Raw genomic sequence first — 12,749 nt, 5'->3', positions numbered from 1 at the left:
GACGAGTTGGTAATCCTCCCGTATAGCGGGTGTTGATGGGTTGCGCAGCGTCGGCACGTTGAGTGCTTTCCGTAACCAGACGCGGCCCGCGAGCAGGATGGACGCCATGCCGAGCGACGAAACCGGCGAACGCAGCGAGCGAGAGCATCGGCCCAGCCCAATCGACGTGCATGTGGGCGGCCGGGTGCGGCTGCGGCGCACGCTCCTCGGCATGAGCCAGGAAAAGCTCGGCGACGCCCTCGGCCTCACCTTCCAGCAGGTGCAGAAATACGAGCGCGGCGTGAACCGCATCGGCGCCAGCCGGCTCTTCGACCTCTCGCGCGTGCTCGACGTGCCGATCGGCTTCTTCTTCGACGACATGCCGGATGCACTCGGCGGCGGTGGCGGCAGCATGGCAACGCGGCGGAGCTTCGGCCTCGCCGAGCAGCAGGAAGGCTTCGACGACGACACGCTGCACCGGCGCGAGACGCTGGAGCTGGTCCGCGCCTATTACCGGATCAACGACGCCTCGGTGCGCAAGCGTGTCTTCGAGTTGATCAAGAGCCTGACGCCAACCGAGTAGCGACCGGGGGCGGCGCTTCAGTCCTCGCGCAACTGTGGGTTGTCGAAGACTGGCTCGCGATAGCGCCGGAGTGCGGCCTCCAACGCCTCTGCCAGGTCGCGCTTCTGGTCCTCGCCGAGAAGCTGCCCGATCTCCACCCGCCGCTGCCGCTGCTGCAGCACCAGCAGGCTGACCCGGCCGGGCCGCTCCTCCAGCCGCAGCCGCGCCCAATAGGGGTCGAGGGTCAGCGCCTCCTGCCGGCCATGGGCATCGGTGCGGCGAATGGTCAGCCGCCCCTCGGTCAGCACCAGCATCTCCATGCTGCGCGCCGACCAGCGCCGGTGCAGGGCCAGCAGGCTGAGGACGAGCACCGATTCGAGGCCGGTGAAGCCGAGCACCGGCCAAGCGCCGAAGAGCGAGAAGATGCCGCCGATCGTCAGCGAGCCGGCCAGCACCCCGCCCGCCACGGCGAACATGCCGCGCCGCCCCAGGCTGCGGGCCGGGGTGCAGATCGCCTCGAACAGGATAGGGTCCGTCTGGGCTGACATCGGATGCGGGAGATGGGTAGGACGAAGGGTGCTGTCACCGTCGGAGCAGTGAGGATGCCGCGTCAACCCGTCCGGGAGCCCTCGCCGCTGCACGGCTCCGCGCGCGCGCCACGGCGGGCGCGGCTGATGTCGCGCGAGCAGGCGGCCGCCTTCCTGCGGGCGCTGGCCGTCGCCAACCCGGTGCCGGAGACCGAGCTGGCCTATCAGGACCCCTTCTCCCTGCTGGTCGCGGTGGTGCTTTCGGCCCAGACCACCGATGCGGCGGTGAACCGCTGCACGCCCGCCCTCTTCGCCGCGGCGCCGACGCCGGCGGCCATGGCGGCGCTTGGGGCCGAGGGCATCGCCCCCTTCATCCGCCGCATCGGGCTCTGGCAGGGCAAGGCGCGCAACGTGGCGGCGCTGGCCGCCCTGCTGGTGGAGCGGCATGGCGGCACGGTGCCGGCCGACCGCGCCGCGCTGGAGGCGCTGCCGGGCGTCGGCCGCAAGACCGCCAATGTCGTGCTCAACGTCGCCTTCGGCGAGAGCACCATGGCGGTGGACACCCACATCTTCCGTCTCGGCAACCGCACCGGCCTAGCGCCGGGCCGGACGCCGCGGGAGGTGGAGGACATGCTGGTGAAGCGCTGCCCGCCGGAGCTGCTGCGGGACGCGCATCACTGGCTGATCCTGCACGGGCGCTATGTCTGCAAGGCGCGGCGGCCGGAATGCTGGCGCTGCGTCGCCATCGCGCATTGCAACTACCGCGACAAGGTGCTGGCGCCGGCCTGACGCTGGCGGATCGGTCAGGGAACCGGTCCGCCGGCCCGGGCGCCCGGCCATTCCGGCAGCTGCGTCTCCTGCAGCAGCCGCAGGCGGCGGAAATCCAGCGCCGCGAACAGCTCCTCCGGCAAGGGGTCGCGCTCCGGCGGCAGCGGCAGGGTGGTGCGCGCCTCCTCGGCGAAACGGGCCCGGATCGCCGGATCCCCACCGAGATAGGCCGCGTCCCACCAGGCGAGGATGCGAGGCCGGGCCTCGGCCAGCGCCGCGGCGCCGATGATCTGCCCGGCCTTGCGCCGGTTCGCCTCGCGCGAGGCGGGCAGCAGGTTCCACAGGTCGTTGCAGGCCCAGGCGGACCAGGGCAGGCAGTGGTCGATCTCGACCGTGCCGGCGGCGAGCGGCCGGCCGGACCAGACGCAGGCCAACCTCTGCCCCGCCGCCAGGCGTTGCGCGGCGAGCTCGCGGACGACGAGCGTGTCGCGCTCCGGCTCCTGCCAGCGCAGCGCCTGCAGCACCGTGTCTGCGAGGAGGGGCTGCCCCCTGCGGGCGGCATAGCCGAGGGTGAGGCGCGCCCATTCGGCCACCAGCATCGGCTCGATCCAGGCGGCCATGCGGCGCAGTGCCTGCCAGACAGGCAGCGGCACCCCGATGGTGCCGTAGCTGCGCAGCAGCGCCCGGTCGAGCCGCAGCTCGGCGGCCATGGCAGGCATGCGGCCGTATTCCGCCGGGAAGACCGGGGTGCGGCCATCGGCATAGGTCAGGTGGGTCGCCGGCATGGCGCGGATGAGCTGCGCCGCATCGGCCAGCGCCTGGCGCAGCGCCATGGCCTCGGCGCCGGCGAAGGCGCGGCCTGGGCGCAGCATGGGGGGCAAGATGCTCCCCAGCGCCCGGAAGGCCGCGGTCAGGAAACCCATGCGGCCATCCGGCGTCTGCGGCAGGCCGAGCGCGACGAGCGGCTTGAACAGGCGGATCCAATAGAGCGCGACCAGGCCGAGCGGCAGGACCACGCCGCTCTCCGTCTCCTCCGCGACATTCGGCGAGAGATCCGCGATGCGGGCGATGCAGCGCAGCAGCGCCAACTTGTAGGTCGCCGACTTCTCTTGCCGCAGGATCACGCCGCGCAGCAGGGGCAGCGCGCCGGCGCCGTCATCGGGCAGGTCGAGGATGACGGTCTGCCAGGTGACGTCCGGCAGGCCGAGCGCGCTCGGGCGGCGCGCCGTCGCCACCCGCAGGGCCAGGCCATGGTCGAGGCCGAGACGCGCCACCTCATGCGCATCCACCGGCCACATCGGCCGGTCCGCCGGGGCCGGGCCATGGCGCAGCGTCAGCACCATCCGCCCGCCCGGCTTCAGCAGCGTCGCCAGCTTGCGCATGGCCCTCGGCCGCTCCTCCGGCGGCAGGTGCTGCCAGACGCCGCTGAGCCAGACGAGGTCGAAGCCGAGGCCGAGCCGGTGCAGCGTGGCGAGGGCCGGCAGCCGGTCGTCGAGCCAGCGGATCCGCGGCGAGGGGTGCCGCCGCGCCGCCTCCCGCCGCAGGGCATCCGCCGGCTCGGCGGCCACGACCTCCCAGCCGCGGGCGGCGAACCAGGCGGCATCGCGGCCGCTGCCGGCGCCGACATCCAGCACCAGGCCGGGAGAGGCGGGCAGGAAGGGCAAGGCATCGGCATGGATCGCCTCGAAGCCCTGCCCCTCATAGGCCTCGGCGATCTCCCGGAAGCCGCGATGATAGGGCGTCACGGTATCCCAGGCCCGGGATGGGAGATCCTCACTCACGCGGCGAAGGCTATCCCCCCGGCGGCCCGGGCCGGAAGGCTTGCCTGCGCCGCGCCGCGATGCCCTGATGCCAGGCAAGGAAAAAGGAGGAAACGCGCCATGCGGATCGGCTTCGTCGGCCTTGGCAATATGGGCGGCCCGATGTGCCGCAACCTGGTGAAGGGCGTGAACCACGAGGTGCTGGTGCACGACCTGAATGCCGAGGCTGTGCGCGCCTGCACCGCCGAGGGGGCGCGGGAGGCGGGCAGCCTCGCCGCGCTCGCCGAGGGGTGCGAGGTGATCTTCACCTCCCTGCCGACGCCGCGGCATGTCGAGGCCGTGGTGGCGGAGATCGTGCCGCGGGCGCGGCCGGGCACCGTGCTCTTCGACCTCAGCACCAATGCCCCGGCGGTGGTCAAGCGGCTGCAGGAATCGCTGTCGGGGCGGGGCATCGCCTTCCTCGATGCGCCGGTCACCGGCGGCGTGGCGCGGGCGACGGATGCCAGCATCGTCGTCATGGTCGGCGGCGAGGAGGCGCTGTTCGAGCAGCATCGCGCCATCCTGGCGAGCTTCAGCGGCACGCAGGTGCATGTCGGGCCGGTGGGCAGCGCCTCGGTCGCCAAGCTCGTCAACAACATGCTCGTGCTGTGCAACATGGCCGTCGCCTCCGAGGGGATGATGATCGGCCGCATGGCCGGCATCGATCTCGGCAAGCTGGTCGAGATCATAGGCAATGGCTCGGGCGACAGCTTCGGCTTCCGCGGCTTGCAGGCGCGGGCGCTGCACGGGCAATTCGCGCCGAGCTTCGCCCTCGACCTCGCGCATAAGGACCTCGCCCTCGCGGTCGAGCTGGCGGCCGAGCACGGCGTGCCCGGGCTGATGGCGCCGCAGGCCCTGGCGCTGCTGCGCATGGCGCGCGGCATGGGGCTCGGGCAGGAGGATACCAGCGCCATGCTGAAGGTGTACGAGCGCATCCTGGGGCAGGAGGCGCGCCTTTAAACTCCCCACGACGTCGCTGCGCGTCGTCTCGGGGGCCCCCGGCTTCGCCTTGGGCCCGAAGCCGCGGCAGGGCGACGGGGGCGAGGCAGGCTATTCGGTTGCCGGCCGGGCCAGGCCGGTGCGGAGGGCGAGCGCCCAGTCGGCGAAACCCTGCGCCTCGGCCGCGGCGGCAGAGTGCGCGTGGTCGTAGGCGAGACGGATCGTCGCGGCCTGCCGGAGGCGGCCCTCCGCGATATCGGCGATGGCATAGCAGGCGAGCGGCGTGCCGGTCTCCGAGACATGCGCCGGCGCCGTCGGGTCGATATAGGCGGGGCAGCCGACGCTGCCGGGATTCAGCACGGCGCGGCCATCGGGCAGGCTGACCAGGCCGGACTGGTGGCTATGGGCGCAGAGCAGGACCGTGGCCTCGGTGGGGCCGAGGCGGGTTGCGATCGCGGCCGGCGCCGAGGCGACGAGACGGCCGCCGGCGACCTCCTCGAGCAGATAGGCATTGTCGTCATCCGGCCGGGCATGGAAGGCGAGCACCCCGGGCAGCGGCGCCAGATGGGCGGGCAGGTCCCCGAGCCAGGCGATCTGCGCCGGGTCGAGGCGCTGCCGCGCGAAGACGTCGGACGCGCCTTTACCGCCTTCGGCCACCCAGCGGTCGTGGTTGCCGCGCAGGCTCGGGATGCCGGCCGCCTGCAGACGCTCGAGGCATTCCCGCGGCCAGAGCGGCCCGGAGACGCTGTCGCCGAGATTGACGATGCGGCGCAGGCCGCGCCTCTCGATATCCGCCAGCACCGCCTCCAGCGCCGGGAGGTTGCCGTGGATATCCGCGATGATGGCGATGTCCATGCGCGCCAGCATAGGCCGCCGGCCGGTGCGCGGCATCCCGGCCTTGCCGGCCGGGACCCATGCCCATACAGACTCCATAATCATGGCGCCAGGTGCGCCGCCGGGAGGAGACAAGACCCATGAGGCGACGCCCCTTCGTCACGACCCTGCTCGTCCTCATGCTCGCCGCGCTGCCGGCAATGGCGCAGGACCGCACGGTGCGGATCCTGAGCGGCGCCTCGGCCGGCGGCTCCTCGGATTTCGCCACCCGGCTCCTCGCCGAGGCCATCGGGCCGATCATCGGCGCGCGCGCCGTGGTGGAGAACCGCACCGGCGCCAATGGCGTGGTCGCGGCGCAGGAGACGGCGCGCAGCGCGCCGGACGGCACGACGCTCTTCGTCTGCCCGATGAGCACCATGTCCATCACGCCGCAGCTCATCAACGCCAACCTGCCGCTCGATCCGGGCGCCGAGCTGCTGCCCATCGCCAATGTCGCGCTGTCCTCCTACGGCTTCGTCGTCGCGGCGAACGGGCCCTATCGCAGCGTGCAGGACGTTCTGGCGGCGGCGAAGGCGCGGCCCGGCCAGGTGACCTTCGGCTCGGCCGGCGTCGGCTCGGCGCAGCACCTGCAGGGCGAGCTGCTGAAGCAGAAGGCCGGCCTCGACATGGTGCACGTGCCCTATCGCGGGGCGAGCCCGGCCATCGTCGACATCCTCGGCGGCCGCACCGATTTCATGATCACCAACATGGCCGACGTGACCCGCCAGGTGCAGGAAGGTGCGCTGCGGCTGCTGGCGATCTCCGACGATGAGCCCTTCCCGCTCTTCCCCGAAGTGCCGCCGCTGTCGCGGCTGGTGCTGGGCTTCAACGTCGTCGGCTGGTTCGCACTCTGCGGCCAGAAGGGCATGACGCCGGCGCTGGTCGATCAGCTCGAGGCGGCGGTGCGGCAGGCGATGAGCGACCCGGCGCTGGTCCATCGCATGGCGGAGGGCGGCCTGACGCCGCGCTTCGAGGATCGAGCGACCATCACGCGGCGCCTGGCGAAGGACCGCGCGCTCTGGCTGGGGGTGATCCGCGCGGTCAATCTTCGCGCGAACTAGAGCGTGATCGCTTGAGGTGGACTCACCGAGAAGCGTGACTCACGCGGTCAAGCAACGGCCTGGACCATGATCCGCGACCCTGTGTGAGCGGATCATGATCTAGCGGCCTGAACCTGGGTGGTCTGAGCTTGGGGCGCTCGCGCCGCCCGACGGACATGGCGGGCGGCGAGCAGCGCCGCCAGCTCCTCGTCGCCCTCGGCGACCGCCGTCAGGATGAGCGCATGTTCCTGCCAGTCCAGCGCGGCGCGCTCGGTGCTGTTGCGGCGGAACACCATCTCCGTCCGCTCGCGCAGGGGGCGCATCAGTTCCTGCAGCACGCGGTTGGCGCCGGCCTCCGCCAGCAGCGCATGGTAGTCGGCGTTCAGCTCCGCCCGCGCCTCGGCCGCGCCCTCCTCCGGCAAGGTCCGGCCGCGGGCCAGCAGCGCCGCGATCCGTGAGAGCTTGTCCGGCGCCTGGTTGCGGGCGGCGAGGCGGGCATTCAGCCCTTCGAGGACCGCCCGCACCTCGATCAGCTCCGCCGCGGCATCGGCGGAGAGGGTCGCCACCTGGGCGCCGCGGCCGCCTGGGGCATCCGCCGCCGGCACCGCCAGGCCTTCGACCACGAGTTGCTTGATCGCCTCGCGGATCGGCACCCGGGACATGCCGAGCTCGGTCGAGAGCCGCTCCTCGACCAGCCGCTCGCCCGGGGCGAGGCGGCCGGCCAGGATCGCCTCGCGCAGGCTTTGCAGCGCCTGCTGGCTGAGCGGCGCGCTGCCGGTCCTGATGGGACGGGGGAGGGGGAGACGTCTGCTCATCCGGTCCTGACCATGGCTCCAGTGTGGCTCTGCCGCGACTATACCGTATACGGAAATCGTCCAGGCCGGAACGCCGTTGCCGATTGATGCCCTAAATCGGCACAATTTGCACCTGATATTGGCATATATGCGCGAAAACCATGCAATGAATGCGGCTTTCCAGCCTGGAGGCACGCGCAATCTCGTTGACAGGCGGATTTGCCGTATACGAGAATGCGCCATCCGCCGCCGGGGCGGTCCGTGGGCGCCGCGCCGGGCGCCGGGTTCGGGATGCGCTGAGCATGCAGGTCCAGCTCGATTCGGTGCATACCGTCTATCTCTTCGGCGTCGCCGCCATCGTGCTGTCCATGGCGCTGCGCGCCAATGTTGTCGTCCCCGCGATCATCGCCACCTTCGCCGTCGCCGCCACCTACTCCGGCAGCCTGATCGGCGCCACCATCGCGGTCTTCAACGGCTCCCTCGTCGCGGCGAAGGAGCTGTTCAGCATCTTCCTCGTCATCGCGCTGATGACCGCGCTGCTGAACGCGCTGCGCGCCCTCGGCGCCGACCAGTTGATGGTGCGCCCATTCCGCCGGGTGATGACCAGCGGCCATGTCGCCTTCGCGGTCATTGTCGCGGTCACCTACGTGATCTCGCTGTTCTTCTGGCCGACCCCCGCCGTGCCGCTGGTGGCGGCGACGCTGCTGCCGGCGGCGATCGTCGCCGGCCTGCCGCCGATGGGCGCCGCCATGGCCATCGCCATCGCCGGCCAGGGCATGGCGCTCTCCTCCGACTACGTGATCCGCGTCGCGCCCGGCATCAGCGCGCGCGCCGCCGGCATGCCCGAGGCGGCGGCGGCGATCGCCGACAAGGCGCTCGTCCTTTCCCTCGTCACCGGCGCGGTGGCGCTGCTGCTCGGCTATCTCGCCATCCGCCAGCAGATCCGGCGGCCGGGCCAGATCCACCTGGATCGCTGGCAGTCCGGCGCCTCCCTGGCGGAAGGCCTCGCCGCGCAGCGCGAGCAGGTGGCGCCCAATATCGGCTCCTTCGACAAGTCCGTCCTGGCGCTGCAGGCCGCGGAGGGCCTGGAGGTCGACCCGCCGGCTGCGGGCGAGGCGGCGCTGGCCGGCGGCGGGACCCTCGCCGCCGCGGCCCCGGCCCGCTGGGGGCAGGTGCTGGCGATCGCCACGCCGCTGGTCTTCGGCAGCCTCATCCTCTTCATGCTGGCGCCGAAGCTGATCCCCGGCCTGCCGGAGCTGAAGGGCGGTGATGCCGCGGCGCTGGTCGGCGGCACCGCGGCGCTGATGATGCTGATCGCCAGCTTCGCCGCCGACGGCGCCAAGGCCATGCACACGGCGGCCGACCACATCATTGACGGCCTGGTCTTCTCCTTCCGCGCCATGGGCACGGTGCTGCCGATCGCAGGCTTCTTCTTCCTCGGCGCCGGCGAGACGGCAGGCGCCATCCTCGGCCTGCCGGCTGGGGCGGCGGCGCCCGACCTGCTCTTCGAGGTGATCCGCGCCGTCGACCACCTGATCCCGCACAGCCCGGCCGTGGTCGCCTTCGGCGTGCTGCTGGTCGGCATGATCACCGGCATCGACGGCTCCGGCTTCGCCGGGCTGCCGCTGACCGGTGCGCTGTCGGGCGCGCTCGGGCCGGTCGCGGGCATTCATCCGACGACGCTGGCCGCGGTCGGGCAGATGGGCGCGGTATGGACCGGCGGCGGGACGCTGATCGCCTGGTCCTCGCTCATCGCGGTCGCGGGCTTCTGTCGCGTGCCGGTGCTGGAACTGGTGCGGATGCTGTTCCTGCCGGTCTGCGGCGGCCTTGTCCTGTCCACCCTTCTCGCCGTGCTGCTCTGGTGAGCCCGCGGCGACGTGCCTGCCTGTCCTGACCCCCCGAGGAGACCCGTCATGCCCGAGCTGATGAACCACGACGAGTTCCGCACCGCGCTCGAGAACGCCATCAAGGGCAAGAGCGCCAACAAGTCGCCCTTCAGCGTCGCCTGGGCGACCGGCAAGCTGACGCGCGCGCATCTCGCCCGCTGGGCGGAGAACCACTACCACTATGTCGGGCCCTTCGCCGACTATCTCGGCTATGTCTATGCTCGCATGCCGGCGAAGTATGTGGAGGCGAAGGACTTCCTGCTCGCCAACATGTACGAGGAGGAAATTGGCGGCGACCGGCACACCGACCTGCTGATCCGCTTCGCCGAATCCTGCGGCACGACGCGCGAGCGGGTCGAGGACGAGGACAACATGTCGGCGACCACGCGCGCCTTGCAGTCCTGGTGCTATGCGGTGGCAATGCGCGAGGACCCGATCGTCGCCGTGGCGGGCCTCGTCGTCGGGCTCGAGAGCCAGGTGCCGAGCATCTATCGCCGGCAGACCCCGACGCTGCGCGAGACCTATGGTTTCACCGATGAGGAGGTCGAGTTCTTCGACCTGCACATCGTCTCCGACGAGATCCATGGCGAGCGCGGCTACCAGATCGTGCTGGAGCATGCGAACACGGTGGAGCTGCAGCAGCGCTGCCTCAGGATCTGCGAGATCGGCGCCGAGATGCGGCTGCTCTACACCACCGCGCTTTACCGCGACTATGTCGAGAAGGACCTGCCGCTCTCGGCGCTCGGTCTCGACATGCCGCTCGCCGCCTGAGGCGGGGCCGCGCAGGGCGCCGCATGCCGATCGTCACCTTCCGCAAGGGCGAGGAGACCTTCTCCGAGGACATGCCGGAGAACACCAACCTCGTCGTCCGCGCGGGCATCAGGAAGTTTCCCTGGCCGCATCTCCGCTACGGCTGCGGCATGGGCAAATGCGGCAAATGCACCTGCCGGGTCCTGCAAGGCGCCACGGCATTGCCCGAGCCCAATTGGAAGGAGCAGAAGGTGCTGGGCGAGGAGAAGCTCGGCCAGGGCCTTCGCCTCGCCTGCCAGCTCTGGCTGCACCATGATGTCACGCTCACCCAGGATGGCGTGCCGCTGCCGGCGCCCGCCCTCCCGAAGCGCTGAGGCCCGCCATGTTCGTCATCCTGACCAGCAAGCCCGGCCAGTTCCGCACCGAGCCGGTGGACGGCATCCGGGCGGTCGAGGCCTATGACTACCTGTTCGGCGGCACGGCGAAGGCGCGCTTCGTCATCGCCGCGCTGGAGCGCGAGACCAAGATCCGCGTCATCGACGAGGCGGAGCCGCCGGTGCTCAACCTCGTGCCCTCAAAATTCCTGCCACGTTTCGAGAGCCTGGAGGCGGCGCGCCACGAGCTCGAGCACCTCATCGCCTTCGGCAGCGTCCGGGCCGCGCTGCGCCCCGTGCCCGTGGCCGCCGCGGCATGATCACCGTCACCTTCCTCTCGAATGACGGCAAGACTGCGGAGGCGCCGGAGGACAGCAACCTGCTGCGCGTGTCCTTGCGCGAGAAGGGCGGCATTCCCTTCAAATGCGGCGGCGGCATCTGCGGCACATGCAAGTGCCGGATCGAGCAGGGGATCGAGAACACCGATGCGATCAAGCCGAAGGAGCGCAAGCACCTGACGGAAGCGGAATTCGCCGAGGGCTGGCGCATGGCCTGCCAGACCTTCCTCAAGGGCGATGTCAGCGTCTCCTGGCCGCCCCCGGTGGCGCGGGCGCGTCCCGCGGCATCGACGGGAGTGCGCGAGCCATGAGGCAGGCCTTCAAGCTGGAGCTGGCCGAGGCGCGCGCCATGGTGGCGGGTGCCCTGGCCAGGGCGGCGGCGATCGCGGTGCCGGAGACGGTCTGCATCTGCGACGAGGGCGGCCATCCGCTCGCGCTCGAGCGGATGGATGGGGCGCGGGTGACGGGGCCGCAGATCGCCTGGAACAAGGCCTTCACCGCGGCCTGCCACCGGCGTTCGACCCATCTGTTCAATGCGCCGCCGAACGGGCCGGCTTTGCCCGGCAACGAGGCCTTTGGCATCCAGTGGAGCTTCGAGGGGCGCTTCTCGGTCTTCGTCGGCGGCTTCCCGATCGTGGTGGATGGGGCGGTGGTGGGCGGCATCGGCCTATCCGGCGGGACCGGGGAGCAGGACATCGCCTGCGGGCTCGCCGGGCTGGAGGCTCTGCGGGGCCTGCTGGGTCCGGCCGGGCACCAGGTGGTGGTGGAGGCGGATATCAAGCGGTAGGCGGCGAGGGGTGAAAATTCCGGGGCCCGGGCGCTTGCATTGCCGGCGCCGCCTGTTAAAAGCTCCTCCACCGACGACGGGGCGCGGGCGTAGCTCAGGGGTAGAGCACAACCTTGCCAAGGTTGGGGTCGAGGGTTCGAATCCCTTCGCCCGCTCCAGTCTTCAGGGACTTAGCAGCCGATCCGCCATCGAGCTGCCCAGGCACTAGCACGCAGCTAGCACGCACATGGTTAGGTATCATTGGCCGGGTTGCTGCCCGGCCGATTTCGTTTGCGAGGTCGTCAAGCGACCTGCGGGCGATAGCAAGCCGCTCTGGCGCTACATGCAGATACCTCCCCGTGGTTCGGCTGTTAGACCCCGTTTGAGAATGGCTACGGGTGAGCGACGCGCCGGAGCAGGAGCGCGCCGAGACTGACGCGGATCATGGCTTCGCTGACGTCGCAGCGGCGCTCGTAGTCACGGACGAGGCGGCGCCAGCGCGTCATCCAGCCGAAGGTCCGCTCGACCACCCAGCGTCTGGACAGGACATGGAAGCCCTTCTGGTCGGCCAGCTTGCGGACGATCTCGATGATGAAGTCGCGGTAGGCGGCCCGGCTCATCAGCTTGCCCCGATCGTAGGCGCCGTCAGCAAACAGATGCTTCAGCCAAGGCCAGCGCTTACGCACCGCCTCGATGATCCGCTCCGCCCCGGCCGCGTCCTGGATGTCAGCTGGGGTCAGGTTGACCATCAGCAGGCGCCCATCCGTATCCACGGCGACATGCCGCTTGCGCCCCTTGATCCGCTTGGCGGCGTCGTAGCCCCCGCCGTCAGGCGCGTGCGGCGCCTTCACCGTCTGGCTGTCGAGCACGCCTCCGCTTGGGCTGGCCTCCCGGCCTTGTCGCTCGCGGTCCAGCATCAGCGCAATGTCGTGGATGGTCTGGAACAACAGGCGCCGGGCGAAGCGTCGGAACCACCAGTACACCGTCTGCCACGGCCCGAAATGCACCGGCAGCATCCGCCAGCCGCAGCCCGCGCGGGCCAGGTAGCGGATTGCGTTCAGCATCTCCCGCATGTCCGCGCTCGGCGGCCTGCCACGTCCTGCAGGAGGCGGCAGCAGCGGCTGCAACGCAGCCCATTCCTCGTCCGTCAAATCGGTCGGATAGCGCCGCCGACGATCAAACGCCGTCTGCCGCGCACGGTGCTCCTTGGTCCACATCCCATCCATCGTAAGCGCGGCGACGAGGCCCATCTTCCGAGGTGAGGCCTGAATGTGCTGGGTCGGCCTGGAGCGAGGAGCTTCAGGTCGACGTTATGGATAGCGTTAACGACGACGCGAAGGGTGTCGGGTATCGC

At 70.8% G+C, this 12,749-nt stretch carries 15 protein-coding genes and 1 tRNA gene; 11 read left to right on the top strand and 5 right to left on the bottom strand.

Features of this window, described 5'->3' with window-relative positions; genetic code table 11:
* Positions 1-106 precede the first annotated feature (106 nt).
* Positions 107-562: a helix-turn-helix domain-containing protein gene (locus HJG45_RS06385; protein WP_171611286.1), complete on the top strand. Its 456-nt coding sequence runs from the start codon at positions 107-109 to the stop codon at positions 560-562.
* Positions 563-579: 17 nt separating this feature from the next.
* Here HJG45_RS06385 and HJG45_RS06380 read toward each other — a convergent pair whose 3' ends face one another.
* Complete coding sequence (locus HJG45_RS06380; protein ID WP_171611285.1) at positions 580-1,089, bottom strand: DUF2244 domain-containing protein; 510 nt, start codon at positions 1,087-1,089, stop codon at positions 580-582.
* Positions 1,090-1,215: 126 nt separating this feature from the next.
* Between HJG45_RS06380 and nth the strand changes: the two genes are divergently transcribed.
* Positions 1,216-1,857, top strand: coding sequence for an endonuclease III (gene nth, locus HJG45_RS06375; protein ID WP_171611757.1), 642 nt, complete (start codon positions 1,216-1,218; stop codon positions 1,855-1,857).
* Between the two features lie 14 nt (positions 1,858-1,871).
* Here the strand turns inward: nth and HJG45_RS06370 are convergent, their stop codons facing one another.
* Complete coding sequence (locus HJG45_RS06370; protein ID WP_171611284.1) at positions 1,872-3,617, bottom strand: class I SAM-dependent methyltransferase; 1,746 nt, start codon at positions 3,615-3,617, stop codon at positions 1,872-1,874.
* A gap of 99 nt (positions 3,618-3,716) precedes the next feature.
* Between HJG45_RS06370 and HJG45_RS06365 the strand changes: the two genes are divergently transcribed.
* Positions 3,717-4,595, top strand: a complete 879-nt coding sequence (locus HJG45_RS06365; protein ID WP_171611283.1) for an NAD(P)-dependent oxidoreductase — start codon at positions 3,717-3,719, stop codon at positions 4,593-4,595.
* 90 nt (positions 4,596-4,685) lie between these two features.
* On the opposite strand, the gene HJG45_RS06360 is transcribed toward HJG45_RS06365, so the two are convergent.
* Entirely contained in the window at positions 4,686-5,429 is a 744-nt protein-coding gene (locus tag HJG45_RS06360; protein ID WP_171611282.1) for a metallophosphoesterase, read from the bottom strand.
* Positions 5,430-5,548: 119 nt separating this feature from the next.
* Between HJG45_RS06360 and HJG45_RS06355 the strand changes: the two genes are divergently transcribed.
* Positions 5,549-6,508, top strand: a complete 960-nt coding sequence (locus HJG45_RS06355) for a tripartite tricarboxylate transporter substrate binding protein (RefSeq protein ID WP_171611281.1) — start codon at positions 5,549-5,551, stop codon at positions 6,506-6,508.
* Positions 6,509-6,600: 92 nt separating this feature from the next.
* On the opposite strand, the gene HJG45_RS06350 is transcribed toward HJG45_RS06355, so the two are convergent.
* On the bottom strand, positions 6,601-7,302 hold the full coding sequence (locus HJG45_RS06350) for a GntR family transcriptional regulator (protein ID WP_171611280.1): 702 nt from the start codon (positions 7,300-7,302) through the stop codon (positions 6,601-6,603).
* A gap of 281 nt (positions 7,303-7,583) precedes the next feature.
* Between HJG45_RS06350 and HJG45_RS06345 the strand changes: the two genes are divergently transcribed.
* From HJG45_RS06345 to HJG45_RS06315, 7 genes are all read left to right on the top strand, one after another.
* Complete coding sequence (locus HJG45_RS06345) at positions 7,584-9,146, top strand: hypothetical protein (RefSeq protein WP_217362846.1); 1,563 nt, start codon at positions 7,584-7,586, stop codon at positions 9,144-9,146.
* 48 nt (positions 9,147-9,194) lie between these two features.
* A complete protein-coding gene (locus HJG45_RS06340; protein WP_171611279.1) occupies positions 9,195-9,938 on the top strand; it encodes a TenA family transcriptional regulator in 744 nt (247 codons plus the stop codon).
* Between the two features lie 23 nt (positions 9,939-9,961).
* Positions 9,962-10,291 carry a 2Fe-2S iron-sulfur cluster-binding protein gene (locus HJG45_RS06335; protein ID WP_171611278.1) on the top strand — a complete coding sequence of 110 codons (330 nt, stop codon included), beginning with the start codon at positions 9,962-9,964 and terminating at the stop codon, positions 10,289-10,291.
* Positions 10,292-10,299: 8 nt separating this feature from the next.
* Complete coding sequence (locus HJG45_RS06330) at positions 10,300-10,611, top strand: ferredoxin (protein ID WP_171611277.1); 312 nt, start codon at positions 10,300-10,302, stop codon at positions 10,609-10,611.
* A complete protein-coding gene (locus HJG45_RS06325; RefSeq protein ID WP_171611276.1) occupies positions 10,608-10,940 on the top strand; it encodes a 2Fe-2S iron-sulfur cluster-binding protein in 333 nt (110 codons plus the stop codon). Before HJG45_RS06330 ends, HJG45_RS06325 begins: the two co-directional genes overlap by 4 nt.
* Positions 10,937-11,416, top strand: coding sequence for a heme-binding protein (locus tag HJG45_RS06320; RefSeq protein WP_171611275.1), 480 nt, complete (start codon positions 10,937-10,939; stop codon positions 11,414-11,416). Before HJG45_RS06325 ends, HJG45_RS06320 begins: the two co-directional genes overlap by 4 nt.
* 83 nt (positions 11,417-11,499) lie before the next feature.
* Positions 11,500-11,574, top strand: a tRNA-Gly gene (locus tag HJG45_RS06315).
* Positions 11,575-11,787: 213 nt separating this feature from the next.
* Here HJG45_RS06315 and HJG45_RS06310 read toward each other — a convergent pair.
* Entirely contained in the window at positions 11,788-12,612 is an 825-nt protein-coding gene (locus HJG45_RS06310) for an IS5 family transposase (protein WP_171611755.1), read from the bottom strand.
* Positions 12,613-12,749 lie beyond the last annotated feature (137 nt).

The sequence above is a fragment of the Roseicella sp. DB1501 genome (genome assembly GCF_013112485.1).
Lineage (GTDB): Bacteria > Pseudomonadota > Alphaproteobacteria > Acetobacterales > Acetobacteraceae > Paracraurococcus.
This window is presented reverse-complemented; position numbering and strand designations above follow the sequence as displayed.

Bases quoted from the DNA above. Each gene is read 5' to 3' on its own strand.
- HJG45_RS06385 (WP_171611286.1), top strand. From the start codon at position 107: ATGCCGAGCGACGAAACCGGCGAACGCAGCGAGCGAGAGCATCGGCCC.
- HJG45_RS06380 (WP_171611285.1), bottom strand. From the start codon at position 1,089: ATGTCAGCCCAGACGGACCCTATCCTGTTCGAGGCGATCTGCACCCCG.
- nth (WP_171611757.1), top strand. From the start codon at position 1,216: ATGTCGCGCGAGCAGGCGGCCGCCTTCCTGCGGGCGCTGGCCGTCGCC.
- HJG45_RS06365 (WP_171611283.1), top strand. From the start codon at position 3,717: ATGCGGATCGGCTTCGTCGGCCTTGGCAATATGGGCGGCCCGATGTGC.
- HJG45_RS06360 (WP_171611282.1), bottom strand. From the start codon at position 5,429: ATGGACATCGCCATCATCGCGGATATCCACGGCAACCTCCCGGCGCTG.
- HJG45_RS06355 (WP_171611281.1), top strand. From the start codon at position 5,549: ATGAGGCGACGCCCCTTCGTCACGACCCTGCTCGTCCTCATGCTCGCC.
- HJG45_RS06350 (WP_171611280.1), bottom strand. From the start codon at position 7,302: ATGAGCAGACGTCTCCCCCTCCCCCGTCCCATCAGGACCGGCAGCGCG.
- HJG45_RS06345 (WP_217362846.1), top strand. From the start codon at position 7,584: ATGCAGGTCCAGCTCGATTCGGTGCATACCGTCTATCTCTTCGGCGTC.
- HJG45_RS06340 (WP_171611279.1), top strand. From the start codon at position 9,195: ATGCCCGAGCTGATGAACCACGACGAGTTCCGCACCGCGCTCGAGAAC.
- HJG45_RS06335 (WP_171611278.1), top strand. From the start codon at position 9,962: ATGCCGATCGTCACCTTCCGCAAGGGCGAGGAGACCTTCTCCGAGGAC.
- HJG45_RS06330 (WP_171611277.1), top strand. From the start codon at position 10,300: ATGTTCGTCATCCTGACCAGCAAGCCCGGCCAGTTCCGCACCGAGCCG.
- HJG45_RS06325 (WP_171611276.1), top strand. From the start codon at position 10,608: ATGATCACCGTCACCTTCCTCTCGAATGACGGCAAGACTGCGGAGGCG.
- HJG45_RS06320 (WP_171611275.1), top strand. From the start codon at position 10,937: ATGAGGCAGGCCTTCAAGCTGGAGCTGGCCGAGGCGCGCGCCATGGTG.
- HJG45_RS06310 (WP_171611755.1), bottom strand. From the start codon at position 12,612: ATGTGGACCAAGGAGCACCGTGCGCGGCAGACGGCGTTTGATCGTCGG.